The organism is Collinsella aerofaciens, from assembly GCF_040915545.1.
Lineage (GTDB): Bacteria > Actinomycetota > Coriobacteriia > Coriobacteriales > Coriobacteriaceae > Collinsella > Collinsella aerofaciens_BE.
This window is the reverse complement of record NZ_JBCPDH010000002.1, coordinates 21,140-33,399: the sequence shown is the minus strand read 5'-3', so window position 1 is coordinate 33,399 and position 12,260 is coordinate 21,140. Positions and strand designations below refer to the sequence as shown.

The 12,260-nt window shown below is 60.1% G+C and carries 15 protein-coding genes and 1 pseudogene; all 16 read left to right on the top strand.

Annotated elements, in window-relative coordinates:
- Nucleotides 1-9 precede the first annotated feature (9 nt).
- The 16 genes and pseudogenes from fabZ to rpsQ all read left to right on the top strand — a co-directional run bounded on the left by fabZ (nt 10) and on the right by rpsQ (nt 12,165).
- Nucleotides 10-432, top strand: a complete 423-nt coding sequence (fabZ, locus tag AB5202_RS00980; RefSeq protein ID WP_099432064.1) for a 3-hydroxyacyl-ACP dehydratase FabZ — start codon at nt 10-12, stop codon at nt 430-432.
- A 10-nt stretch (nt 433-442) separates the two neighbouring features.
- Nucleotides 443-1,786, top strand: coding sequence for an acetyl-CoA carboxylase biotin carboxylase subunit (locus AB5202_RS00975; RefSeq protein WP_152067433.1), 1,344 nt, complete (start codon nt 443-445; stop codon nt 1,784-1,786).
- Nucleotides 1,773-3,497 (top strand): acetyl-CoA carboxylase, carboxyltransferase subunit beta, encoded by a 1,725-nt coding sequence (gene accD, locus AB5202_RS00970; protein WP_368144602.1) that lies wholly within the window; start codon nt 1,773-1,775, stop codon nt 3,495-3,497. Before AB5202_RS00975 ends, accD begins: the two co-directional genes overlap by 14 nt.
- Before the next feature lie 40 nt (nt 3,498-3,537).
- Nucleotides 3,538-4,752 (top strand): PTS sugar transporter subunit IIC, encoded by a 1,215-nt coding sequence (locus AB5202_RS00965; RefSeq protein ID WP_215674041.1) that lies wholly within the window; start codon nt 3,538-3,540, stop codon nt 4,750-4,752.
- Between the two features lie 150 nt (nt 4,753-4,902).
- The gene (locus AB5202_RS00960; RefSeq protein ID WP_368144604.1) at nt 4,903-6,057 is read left to right on the top strand and encodes a cation diffusion facilitator family transporter; all 1,155 of its coding nucleotides are present in this window, start codon (nt 4,903-4,905) and stop codon (nt 6,055-6,057) included.
- A 39-nt stretch (nt 6,058-6,096) separates the two neighbouring features.
- The gene (locus tag AB5202_RS00955; protein ID WP_215674044.1) at nt 6,097-6,723 is read left to right on the top strand and encodes a histidine phosphatase family protein; all 627 of its coding nucleotides are present in this window, start codon (nt 6,097-6,099) and stop codon (nt 6,721-6,723) included.
- A gap of 459 nt (nt 6,724-7,182) precedes the next feature.
- Nucleotides 7,183-7,803 carry a 50S ribosomal protein L3 gene (gene rplC, locus AB5202_RS00950; protein WP_035137484.1) on the top strand — a complete coding sequence of 207 codons (621 nt, stop codon included), beginning with the start codon at nt 7,183-7,185 and terminating at the stop codon, nt 7,801-7,803.
- 46 nt (nt 7,804-7,849) lie between these two features.
- Complete coding sequence (gene rplD / locus AB5202_RS00945; protein ID WP_006235032.1) at nt 7,850-8,476, top strand: 50S ribosomal protein L4; 627 nt, start codon at nt 7,850-7,852, stop codon at nt 8,474-8,476.
- The gene (rplW, locus tag AB5202_RS00940) at nt 8,477-8,764 is read left to right on the top strand and encodes a 50S ribosomal protein L23 (RefSeq protein ID WP_006235033.1); all 288 of its coding nucleotides are present in this window, start codon (nt 8,477-8,479) and stop codon (nt 8,762-8,764) included.
- Nucleotides 8,765-8,943: 179 nt separating this feature from the next.
- Complete coding sequence (gene rplB, locus AB5202_RS00935; protein ID WP_022094198.1) at nt 8,944-9,774, top strand: 50S ribosomal protein L2; 831 nt, start codon at nt 8,944-8,946, stop codon at nt 9,772-9,774.
- Between the two features lie 32 nt (nt 9,775-9,806).
- Nucleotides 9,807-10,067, top strand: a complete 261-nt coding sequence (gene rpsS / locus AB5202_RS00930; RefSeq protein ID WP_006235035.1) for a 30S ribosomal protein S19 — start codon at nt 9,807-9,809, stop codon at nt 10,065-10,067.
- Nucleotides 10,068-10,081: 14 nt separating this feature from the next.
- Complete coding sequence (gene rplV, locus AB5202_RS00925) at nt 10,082-10,453, top strand: 50S ribosomal protein L22 (RefSeq protein ID WP_006235036.1); 372 nt, start codon at nt 10,082-10,084, stop codon at nt 10,451-10,453.
- Between the two features lie 6 nt (nt 10,454-10,459).
- On the top strand, nt 10,460-11,170 hold the full coding sequence (gene rpsC, locus AB5202_RS00920; RefSeq protein ID WP_006235037.1) for a 30S ribosomal protein S3: 711 nt from the start codon (nt 10,460-10,462) through the stop codon (nt 11,168-11,170).
- A pseudogene (rplP, locus tag AB5202_RS00915) lies at nt 11,170-11,586 on the top strand (50S ribosomal protein L16); the annotation flags it as partial. The gene rpsC and the pseudogene rplP, both read left to right, overlap by 1 nt.
- Nucleotides 11,587-11,672: 86 nt before the next feature.
- The gene (gene rpmC, locus AB5202_RS00910) at nt 11,673-11,888 is read left to right on the top strand and encodes a 50S ribosomal protein L29 (RefSeq protein WP_006235039.1); all 216 of its coding nucleotides are present in this window, start codon (nt 11,673-11,675) and stop codon (nt 11,886-11,888) included.
- A 16-nt stretch (nt 11,889-11,904) separates the two neighbouring features.
- Nucleotides 11,905-12,165 (top strand): 30S ribosomal protein S17, encoded by a 261-nt coding sequence (gene rpsQ / locus AB5202_RS00905; RefSeq protein ID WP_006235040.1) that lies wholly within the window; start codon nt 11,905-11,907, stop codon nt 12,163-12,165.
- Nucleotides 12,166-12,260: the final 95 nt, after the last annotated feature.

Below are 12,260 nucleotides of genomic sequence, written 5' to 3'. Positions count from 1 at the left end.
GTGATATCCATGAACAAAGAAGAGCTCAAGAAGCTGTTACCGCATCGCGAGCCGATGCTTTTGCTCGACGAAGCCGAGCTGGTGGGCGACGAGGCCCACGGCAAGATCACGATTACGGGCGACGAATACTTTTTGCAGGGGCATTTTCCGGGAAACCCGGTGGTCCCCGGCGTGATCCAGTGCGAGATGCTCGCCCAAAACTGCTGCGTGTTGCTGATGGGCGATGAGGAGGCGCGCGGCGCGACGCCGTTCTACACGAGTCTGGACAAGGTGCGCTTTAAGCGTCCGGTGCGCCCGGGCGATACGGTGGATCTGGTGTGCTCCATCACGCGTGCGCGCGGGCCGTTCCGCTTTGCGACGGGTACTGCAAGCGTCAACGGTGAGGTCTGTTGCCGCGCCGACATGTCTTTTGCACTCATGCACGAAAGTTAAGGAAGGCTTCATGTTCGACAAAGTGCTCATCGCCAACCGCGGCGAAGTCGCGGTCCGTGTTATCCGCGCGTGCCGCGATATGGGCATCAAGACCGTCGCCGTTTATTCCACGGCCGATGCGGACGCGCTGCACGTGCAGCTTGCCGACGAGGCGTATTGCATCGGCGGTCCGCGTCTTGCCGAGAGCTACCTCAACGACGATGCTGTGCTCACCTGTGCCGTAAAGTCGGGAGCTAAGGCAATTCATCCCGGCTATGGCTTCTTTTCCGAGAAGGCGAGCTTTGTACGCGACTGCGACAAGTATGGCCTGGCTTTTGTCGGTCCTTCGGCCGAGGTGATCGACAGCATGGGCGACAAGGACGCCGCACGCCGAACGGCTGCCGCGGCGGGCGTGCCCATTGTGCCGGGCTGCGATTTGCTCAAAAGTCCCGAGGAGGCGACGGCCGAGGCCGAGCGCATTGGCTGTCCCGTGCTCATTAAGGCGCGCGCGGGCGGTGGCGGTCGCGGCATTCGCAAGGTCGAGCGCGTGGAAGATGCGGCAAAGGCGTTCATCGAGGCGCGTGCCGAGGGCGAGGCCGTTTTTGGCGACGGCGAGTGCTACATGGAGAAGTTCGTCGCGCCGGCGCACCACGTTGAGGTGCAGATTATGGCCGATAAGCAGGGCCATGTATTTTCGCTCGGCGAGCGCGAGTGCTCGGTGCAGCGTCGCAACCAAAAGCTGATCGAAGAGAGTCCCGCGCCGTGCCTCGACGGACACAACGACATTCGTGCTCGCATGCACAAGGCAGCGCGTGACCTGGCTCGTGCCGTCGGCTACGAAGGAGCCGGTACCATCGAGTTTCTGTATTCGGACGACGGCAATTTCTACTTTATGGAAATGAACACGCGCTTGCAGGTGGAGCATCCGGTTACAGAGTTTGTGACCGATACCGACTTGGTCAAGTGGCAGCTGCGCGTGGCAGCCGGCCAGCCTCTGCCCTTTGAGCAGGAGGACATGCCGGTCCGCAACCACGCCATGGAGTGCCGCATCAATGCCGAAACGCCGGACTTTCTGCCGTCATGCGGAACGGTCACCGCGTTGCGTGTGCCGGGTGGTCCGCGCGTGCGCTGGGATTCCGCCATGTTTACCGGTGCGAAAGTTCCGCCGTACTACGACTCCATGCTCGGCAAGCTCATCGTGTGTGCGCCCACGCGTGACGGCGCCATTCGTAAGATGCGCTCGGCCCTGGGCGAGCTCGTGATTGAGGGCGTGAGCGAAAACAGCGAGCTTCAGCTCGACGTGCTGGCAAACGACGAGTTCTTGTCGGGCATGTACCACACCGATCTGATGGGGCATCTCTATGCTGATGAATAGAAAAGCAAAGACGGTCAACGTCCTCGAGGGGCCGATGACCGAGTCGTGCGCCGAGTTTCCCGCGCGCCACGTGTTTATCAAGTGCCCGGAGTGTCGCCGCGTGATCGATGAAGCACGCCTGCACGACAACCTCGAGGTCTGCCCTCGTTGCGGCAAACACTTTCGCGTGAGCGGTCGCGCGCGCATGCGCATGACGGTCGACGAGGGCACGTTTGAGGAATGGGATGCCAATCTGGCGTCGGAGGACTTCCTCTCGTTTCCCGGCTATGCCGACAAGCTTAAGAGCGTGTGCGAGCGTTCGGGCGAGCGCGACGCCGTTGTGTGCGGCAGGGGCAAAATCTGCGGTTGCGATACCGCGCTCTTCTTTATGGACGCCAACTTTATGATGGGCTCGATGGGTTCCGTGGTGGGCGAGAAGATCTGTCGCACATTTGAGCGAGCGACCGAGCTTGGATTGCCAGTTGTCGGCTTTACCGTTTCGGGCGGCGCGCGCATGCAAGAGGGCGTGACGTCGCTTATGCAGATGGCCAAGATTTCTGCGGCGGTTAGGCGCCACAGCGAGGCGGGCGGTCTGTATATCACGGTGCTCACCGACCCCACGACCGGAGGCGTAACCGCGAGCTTTGCCATGGAGGGCGATATTATCCTGGCCGAGCCCGATGCCCTGACGGCATTTGCCGGCCCGCGCGTGATCGAGCAGAACATGCACAAGCGCCTGCCCAAGGGATTCCAGCGCTCCGAGTTTTTGCTGGAGCACGGCTTTTGCGATGCCGTTGTTCCGCGTGGCGAGATTGCGCTCACGGTAGGCGAGCTGCTGGCACTGCACGAAGGGCACGCGCCCGGCCTGGGGGCACCGCATGAGATCGTGCATACGGGTCGTCGCGGCAAAAAGCTGGGACACTTGTTCAAGCGCTCGACCGCACCAAAAACCGCGCTCGAGATTGTCAAGCAGACCCGCTCGGCAGATCGCGCCACGGCGGGCGAGATGATCTCGCTGGGCCTGGATGGATTTGTGGAGCTGCATGGCGACCGTTACTTTGGCGACGACGCCGCCGTGGTGGCTGGCATTGGCTGGAAAGACGGGCGACCCGTGACGGTTATCGCCGTCGAGCGCGGTACCACGACCAAAGAGCGCATGCGTCGCAACTTTGGTATGGCACATCCCGAGGGCTACCGCAAAGCGCGTCGCCTTATACGCCAGGCCGAAAAGTTTGGTCGACCGGTTCTGTGTCTGGTCGATACTTCGGGCGCGTTTTGCGGCATCGGTGCCGAGGAGCGCGGCCAGGGCGAGGCGATTGCCCAGAATCTCATGGAGATGAGCGGCCTCAAGACGCCGATTGTCTCGGTGGTGACAGGCGAGGGCGGCTCTGGTGGCGCGCTGGCGCTGTCCGTGGCCGACCGCATCCTGATGCTCTCGAGCTCGGCCTATTCGGTCGTGAGCCCCGAGGCCTGTGCGTCGATCCTGTGGAAGGATACCGAGCGCGCGAATGAGGCCGCCGAGGCGCTTAAGCTCACGGCCCCCGATCTGTTGGCGCTCGGCATCATCGACGGCATTGTTGACGATAGGGGCCTGTCGCATGAGGAGATCGCCGGTGCCGTCATGTTCTCGGCATTTGATGTCTTCGATACGCTTGGGCAGCTCGACGACGCGACCCTCACAAACCTCCGCTACGAAAAGTACCGCGCAATCGGTCAGTACCGCACGATGTGACAAAGGGGCAGCCCGCATGTCATATTGGGAAAGGCGTTCCATGCTACAAGTTTCTAACACCTCGTTTACAACGACGGTTTCATCAAACGCCATGGCCGTGGTGGACTATCTGTCCAAAAGCATGATGTCGGCGCTGCCGTTTATTGTCTGCGCGGCGTTGTTCCGCACCGTTGCCGTCATTATGGGCGAAGGTATGCTGGGCCTGTGGTCTGCCGATTCCGAAATCTATCGCCTGTTCTACAGTTGGCTCTATAACGCCGGCTACTACTTTTTGCCCATTTATCTTGGTTGGGCGGCCGCCCGCCAGCTCGGTTGCTCGGAGCAGCTAGGCATGATGCTGGGCGGCGTATTGATTGCGCCCGATCTGCTTAAGCTCGTCGATGCCGCATCGACGACGGGGGCATCGATGACTTCCGTGTATGGTCTGCTTCCCGCGCCGGTCAACGATTACACGACGACTGTTATTCCGGTTCTCATCTCGGTGCCCGTGCTATGGCGAGTGGAGTGTTTCTTTCAGCGCGTTATCCCTAAGGCCGTGGCGTTTTCGTTCGTTCCGTTTGCGACCATGCTTGTCATGGTTCCGGTTTCGCTGTGTATTACGGCGCCGGCGGGCAGCTATCTGGGCATGCTGTTGGGCCAGCTTATGTTTATGCTTGGCAATTCCGGTGGCATCGTGTCGCTGCTCACGCTCATGGGGCTTGCCGCGGGTTGGGAGTTTCTTAAGATTGCAGGCGTCAGCAACGTTGTCCTATCGCTTGCCTATGCTCAGTTTATGAGTGTGGGAACGGATTCGTGCATCCTGATCGCCGCGACGATGGCGACGTTCGCCGTTTGGGGCATGCCCTTTGGCGCGTCGCTCCGCGTTGCGGATAAGGACGAGAAGGCACTCATGCTGGGCTATTCAATCTCGGGTATTCTTGGCGGCGTAAGCGAGCCGGCGCTGTACGGTTGCGGCTTTAAATATGGCAGGTGCCTGACGTACATGGCCATTGGCGGCGCCGTCGGAGGCCTTGTTGCGGCCGTGGGCCACGTTACGGCCTATACCATCGGCATGACGAATGTCCTTATGGTCATTGGCTTTGCCACGGGCGGCATCTCGAACCTGCTGTGGTGCTGCGTTGCCGGCGGTGTGGCATTTGCGGTGTCTGCGGCGCTGAGCTACTGCTTTGGCGTGGTGCCGGCGCAGGGACAGGCGGCAGAAGACGGGGCCGATTCACCCGAAACAGTGGCGAGCGCTGCTGAAGTAAGCGCGTAAACCTGTGCGACAAAAGGACGATTCTTTTGTCATGCTCCAAGGCCGTGGCCCGTGCGGGCTGCGGCCTCTTTGTATCTGGGAGACAAAGTGGCTACACTACAATCCGTTTGAGCAATAGATATATAGGTAGTACCGTGGGGGCGGATGCAGATGGTCGAGTGGATAGTTAAGCGCGCGCAGGGCGATCGTGCGCGTGTGGGCACGTTAGCGGGCATGGTGTGTATTGTCGCCAATGTGGCGCTTTGTGCTGCGAAGGGCGCAATCGGTGTGGTTTCGGGATCGGTTTCGATTGTGGCGGATGCCATGAACAACCTGTCCGATGCCAGCTCGAATATCGTGAGCGTGCTGGGCTTTAAGCTGGCGAGCAAGCCCGCCGACCCCGAGCATCCATACGGCCATGGTCGCTACGAGTACCTCTCGGGTCTTGTCGTGGCGGCGCTCGTGCTTCTCATTGGCCTTGAACTGGTGAAGTCCTCGTTTGAGCGTATCATCCACCCCGAACCTGTCGAGTTCTCGCTTGCCCTGGTGGCAGTCCTGGCGCTTTCGATGGTTGTTAAGCTGTGGATGGCGGCGCTCAACCAAAAGCTCGGCGACCGTATCGAGTCCGAGACACTGCATGCGACTGCCCAGGATTCCAAGAACGATGTTCTTGCCACAGGCGCCGTGCTGGCATGTGCAATTGTTTCGCAGGTGACGCACATCAATCTTGACGCATGGGTTGGCCTTGCCGTTGGCGCCTATATTGGCTGGAGCGGCTTTGAACTTATTCAAGATACGGTGAGCCCGCTTTTGGGTCAGTCGCCCGATCCTAAGCTGGTCAAGCACATTCGAGACAAGATCATGAGCTATCCCGGCGTTTTGGGAGTTCACGATTTGATGGTTCACGACTACGGCCCGGGCAGGAAGTTCGCAAGCGCTCACGCCGAGATGGCAGCCGAGGCCAGCCCGCTGGAAAGTCACGGCACGCTCGATAACATCGAGCAGTCGTTTAGGAACGAAGACGGCATGATTGTCACACTTCACTACGACCCCATCGTGACCGACGATCCAAAGGTGGCGAGCATGCGCTTGCGCATCAACGCTATGGCTCAAGAGATCGATAGCCGCCTTTCGATTCATGATTTGCGCTGTGTGCCGGGCCCCACGCACACCAACGTGATCTTTGACTGCGTGCGTCCCTCGGATCTGCAGATGAGTGCCGAAGACGTAAAGCACGCGCTGGCACAACGGGTCGAATCGGAATATCCCAAGTCGATTGCCAAGATTACGATCGACGAAGACTACGTAGGGCATACCCACGAGTAGGGCTGTGCCGGCAAAGCAAGTTATACAGAAGAGGAGAGCATGAAGCGCCTATACCTACTCCGCCACGGCCAGACGGAATTCAACGTCAAAAAGCTCGTCCAGGGTCGCTGTGATTCACCGCTCACCGATCTGGGCCGTCAGCAGGCACGGGCAGCGGCCGCATGGCTCAAAGCCCACAGCGTCGTCCCCGACAAAGTGGTCTCATCACCCTTAGGCCGAGCCATGGACACGGCAAGTCTTGTCGCAACCGAACTCCTTGGCCCGGACGCAGCAGTCGAGTCCTGCGAAGGCATCATCGAGCGCTGCTACGGCTCCTTCGAAGAAGGCCCGCACGACGCCCTTCCCACCGACGTCTGGGATCCGGGCGAGGATCTGGTCCCCTTCGGAGGAGAAGGAAGCCGCGCGCTGCAAGAGCGCATGGTAGACACCCTCACCAATCTCATGGGCGCCGAGGGCATAGAAACCCTCCTAGCAGTAAGCCACGGCAGCGCCAGCCGCCAATTCATCAAGGCTGCAGTCCCAGAGGGCTTCGAGCTCCCAGCAAAACTCCCCAACTGCGCCATCATGATCTTCGATTTCGAAGAGGCAAAGCCACAAGCAGAAGGCGAGCCAATGCAATGCAAGTTCACCCTCCAGCAAATAGTGGACCCCCAACAAAGTCATTAGCCTGAGCGAGCAAGGTTTAGCAGACATCAACGTGGCGTTCCCAGTGTGCGGCGGAGGGGGCGGCCCTGAGACATATTAAGGTTGTCGCGAGTTCCGCACGAACAGGAGAGCACTTAATGTGCTCTCCGTCGTGAGCAGGACTGTAGAGCAGCAACCTTAATATGTCTCAGGGCCGCCCCCTCCGCCGCACACTGGGAACGTGCCACGCGCTTTACCTGCGTAAACAATGTGAGTGAAATATGAATCTCGATGGATACGCCCGCAGCCGTGTATACTAAACAGCTGTGTGAAACCAGGGGAGTATTCTGGCTGGACAAAATGCCTGCTTAATAGGGTTGTCAGGTAGTCCGGGCGAAATACAAGGCTGGGGAGCACGTCGTGTAAGTAGTGGTCCTCTAGGGGCGTACGCTCGGTGGTGTACGCATTGTCCCAAGACCACGCGAGAGTTGGGATCATATCTTGATCAGCATGATTCTCGGCCGCAAGATTGGCATGACCCAGGTTTGGGACGAGGACGACAACGTCGTTCCCGTCACGGTCATCCAGGCTGGCCCCTGCGCTGTCTCGCAGGTTAAAACTCAGGCAACCGACGGCTATGACGCCGTCCAGATCGGTTTCGGCGACATCAAGGCCAAGAACGTGAACAAGCCCATGGCTGGTCACTTCGCCAAGGCTGGCGTCGAGCCTGTCCGCTTCCTTCGTGAGGTCCGCGTCGAGAACGGCGAGGAGCACAAGGTCGGCGAGGTCGTCACCGTCGCTGATTTCGCTGATGTCGAGAAGGTCGACGTCATCGGTACCTCCAAGGGTAAGGGCTTCCAGGGTCGCATCAAGCGCTGGGGTCAGCGCCGCGGTCCTATGACGCATGGTTCTCACTTCCAGCGTCACCCCGGTTCTATCGGTCAGTGCGCCTATCCTGCGCGCGTCCTCAAGGGCGTCAAGATGGCCGGTCACATGGGTAACGAGCGCGTTACCGTCAAGAACCTTTCCGTTGTCCGCATCGATGCCGAGCAGAACCTCATCTTGGTCAAGGGCGCTGTCCCGGGTGCCAAGAATGGTCTCGTCGCCATCCGTATGGCCTAAGGGCCCAGCCCATTTAGCCCAGCGTCATACCAAGGAGAACACTTAAATGGCAAAGTTTGAAGTAAAGAACAGCGAGGGCAAGAAGGTCGCCGAGGCCGAGCTCGCCGCTGAGGTGTACGGCATCGAGCCGAACATCCACGTTATGCACCACATCGTCAAGTGCCAGATGGCCTCTTGGCGTCAGGGCACCCAGTCCGCTAAGGGCCGCTCTGAGGTTTCCGGTGGCGGCAAGAAGCCTTGGCGTCAGAAGGGCACCGGCCGTGCCCGCCAGGGTTCCATCCGTGCTGCCCAGTGGCGTCACGGTGGCGTTGTCTTCGCCCCCAAGCCCCGTTCCTACGCTAAGCGTATGAACAACAAGGAGGTCAAGCTGGCTATGCGCTCCGCGCTGTCCGCCAAGCTGGCCGATGGCGAGCTCGTGCTCGTCGACGACTACGGCTTCGAGAAGCCTTCCACCAAGGCTGCCGTCGCCATGCTCAAGGCTCTCGGCCTTGAGGGCAAGCGCCTGACCATCATCGTTCGCGATGAGGACGTCAACGCCTACCTGTCGTTCCGCAACATTCCCAAGACGTTCATCATCACTGCCGACGAGGCCAACACCTACGATCTCGTCAACAACAACGCCGTGCTGATGCCCGCCGACATCGCCGCTCACTTCGGGGAGGTGCTTGCATAAATGACCGCCCACGAGATCATCATCCGTCCGATCGTGTCCGAGCGTTCCTTCTCCGGCATGGAGCAGAACAAGTACACGTTCGAGGTCGCCAAGGATGCTAACAAGTATCAGATCAAGGACGCTGTCGAGGAGATCTTCGGCGTCAAGGTCGTTCGCGTGAACACCCTGACGGTCAAGCCCAAGACCAAGCGCGTGCGCTATGTCGCCGGCAAGACCCGTTCTTGGAAGAAGGCCATCGTCACGCTGGCCGAGGGCGACACCATCGAGGTCTTTGGCAACCAGGCCTAAGACTCGCTGCTGTTGAGTGAGCTCATGCCTCCCAAATAGGGGAGGCGAGAGCTCAAGGTTTTGGGCGTATAAAATGGACACGCCCGGAACCGTGTATACGTCCGGTGTCATCGCACCCGAGGCAGAACCTCGAATCCCTGTCTGCGATGGCTAACGGATTCCTATTGAAAGGGATTGTAATGGCTGTAAAGCACCTTAAGCCGACCTCCGCTGGTAGGCGTTGGCAGACGATCTCCGATTTCTCCGAGATCACCTGCACCAAGCCCGAGAAGTCTCTTCTCGAGCCCCTGCCTAAGAAGGCCGGTCGTAACAACAACGGCCGCATCACCACCCGCCACCAGGGCGGCGGCGTGAAGCGTCGTTACCGTGTGATCGACTTCAAGCGCAACAAGGACGGCGTGCCCGCCAAGGTTGCCACGATCGAGTACGATCCGAACCGTTCTGCTCGCATTGCTCTGCTGCACTACGCTGACGGTGAGAAGCGCTACATCCTGGCCCCCAAGGGCCTCGAGGTCGGTCAGACCATCATGTCCGGTTCTGACGCCGACATCAAGCCGGGCAACGCTCTGCCCCTCGCCGACATCCCCGTCGGTACGCTCATCCACGCCGTCGAGTTCCAGCCGGGCAAGGGCGCTGCTATCGCCCGTTCCGCCGGTAACTCCTGCCAGCTGATGGGTAAGGAGGGCAAGTACGCTATCGTCCGTATGCCTTCCTCCGAGATGCGCCGCATCCTCGTTACCTGCCGCGCCACCGTCGGTGAGGTCGGCAACGCCGATCACTCCAACATCGTCATCGGCAAGGCCGGCCGTAAGCGTCACATGAACGTGCGCCCGACCGTCCGCGGTACCGTCATGAACCCTGTCGACCACCCGCACGGCGGTGGCGAGGGCAAGAACCACACCTCTGGTCGTCCCTCTGTTACCCCCTGGGGTAAGCCGACGAAGGGCCTTCGTACGCGCAAGAAGAAGAAGGTCTCGAACCAGCACATCATTCGTCGCCGTAAGAAGTAATTTCGGATACCGAGTTTTAGGAGAAAGCACTTATGAGCAGAAGTCTCAAAAAGGGCCCGTTCGTGGAGACTCGCCTTCTCTCGCGTATCACCGCGATGAACGAGGCTGGCAAGAAGGACGTCGTGAAGACCTGGTCCCGCGCGTCCACCATCTTCCCCGAGATGGTTGGTCACACCATCGCCGTCCACGACGGCCGCAAGCATGTGCCCGTGTATGTTACCGAGTCCATGGTTGGTCACAAGCTCGGCGAGTTCGCGCCGACTCGTACGTTCCGTGGCCACAAGGCCAAATAGGGGGTTAACCGTAAATGGCAACTAAGTCTATTGAAACTGAGGCCACCGAGGTTCGCGCCGTCGCTAAGTACGTGCGTGTTTCCCCCAGCAAGGCCCGCCTGGTGGTCGATCTGATCCGCCGCAAGCCTGTCGCTCAGGCCTTCGACATCCTCCACTTCTGCGACCGCGCCGTCGCCGTGGATGTCGAGAAGGTTCTCCGTTCCGCCGTTGCGAACGCCGAGAACAACAACGGTCTGCGTGCCGACAACCTGGTTGTCGCCGCTGCCTATGTTGACGAGGGTCCGACGCTTAAGCGCATCCGTCCCCGCGCCAAGGGTTCCGCTTCTCGCATTCTGAAGCGTACTTCCCACATCACCGTCGTCGTTGCTCCTCGAAAGGAGGCGTAAAGCTGTATGGGTCAGAAAGTCTACCCCACCGGCTTCCGTCTTGGCATCACCGAGAACTGGCGCTCCCGCTGGTTCGCAGAGAAGGATTACGCTAAGACCCTCGGTAACGATCTCGAGATCCGCAAGTACCTCGAGAAGCGTCTTTCCCGCGCAGCTGTCTCCCGCGTCGAGATCGAGCGCGCTGGCGACAAGGTGAAGGTCATCATCCTCACCGCTCGCCCTGGCGTTGTCATCGGTAAGAAGGGTGCCGAGATCGATACCCTCCGCACCGAGCTCGAGAAGGTTGCTGGCGTCTCCAAGGGCCAGCTCTCCGTCGACGTTGTCGAGATCAAGCGCCCCGAGCTCGACGCCAACCTCGTTGCTCAGTCCATTGCTGAGCAGCTCGAGGGCCGCGTTGCCTTCCGTCGCGCTATGCGCAAGGCTGTCCAGTCCGCCCGCAAGGCTGGCGCTAAGGGCATCCGTATCCAGTGCTCCGGTCGTCTCGGCGGTGCCGAGATGGGCCGTCGTGAGTGGTACCGCGAGGGTCGCGTGCCTCTGCACACCCTCCGTGCCAAGATCGACTACGGCACGGCTGTCGCCAGCACCACCATGGGCGCTTGCGGCGTGAAGGTCTGGATCTACCTGGGCGAGAAGCTCCCGGGCCAGCCTGTTCCCAACCCTGCACTCGAGGGCTCTTCCCGTCCTCGTCGTCGTAACTCCGAGAGGAGGGGTCAGTAGTGCTTGCCCCTAAGCGTATTCTTCACCGCAAGGTGCAGCGTGGCTCCATGAAGGGCCAGGCCAAGGGTAATACCGAGCTGCATTTCGGCGAGTTTGGTATCCAGGCTCTCGAGGCCCATTGGATCACCAACCGTCAGATCGAGGCCGCTCGTATTGCCATGACCCGCTACATGAAGCGTGGCGGTCGTGTCTACATCACGATCTTCCCCGATAAGCCCATCACCAAGAAGCCTGCCGAGACTCGCATGGGTTCTGGTAAGGGTAACCCCGAGGAGTGGGTGGCCGTCGTCAAGCCCGGCCGCATCATGTTCGAGGTCAAGGGTGTTCCCGAGGAGGTCGCTCGCGAGGCTCTGCGTCTTGCGCAGCACAAGCTCCCCATCAAGACCAAGATTGTTGCTGCCAAGAACGCTGAGCAGCGCATCGAGAAGGAGATGGCTGAGGAGGCCGCTCTCGAGGCCAAGTGGGCTGCTGAGGACGCCGCCGCCGCCAAGGAGGAGAACTAATGAAGCCCGCAGAGATTCGTGAGCTCTCGGACGCTCAGCTCGTTGAGAAGCTGAAGGAAATGCGCGCCGAGCTCTTTAACCTTCGTTTCCAGATGGCCACCAGCCAGCTGGACAACACCGCTCGCGTCAACACCGTGAAGAAGGACATCGCTCGCGTCCTCACGGAGCAGCGCGCCCGCGAGATCGCAGCGGAGAAGTCCGCTGTCGCCGAGTAGGACCTAAGGAGAGAACATGACTGATTCGCGTAACTCGCGTAAGGTCCGTACGGGTGTCGTTACCTCTGTCTCCGGTGCCAAGACCATTGTTGTCACCATCACCGAGCGCAAGCGTCACCCCAAGTACGGCAAGATGATGACCAGCTCCAAGAAGCTGCACGCTCACGACGAGGAGTGCACGGCTGGCGTGGGCGATACCGTCCGCGTTATGGAGACCCGTCCTATGTCCAAGATGAAGCGTTGGCGCCTCATCGAGGTCGTCGAGCGCGCTAAATAAGCAGTCGCTCTTACGACTTGTACGTTTCCGAAGATGTGCGTATGCCTGGCTTGCATACCACAGGCCGTATAAAGGCTGCGCACCTCTCTTCGGTT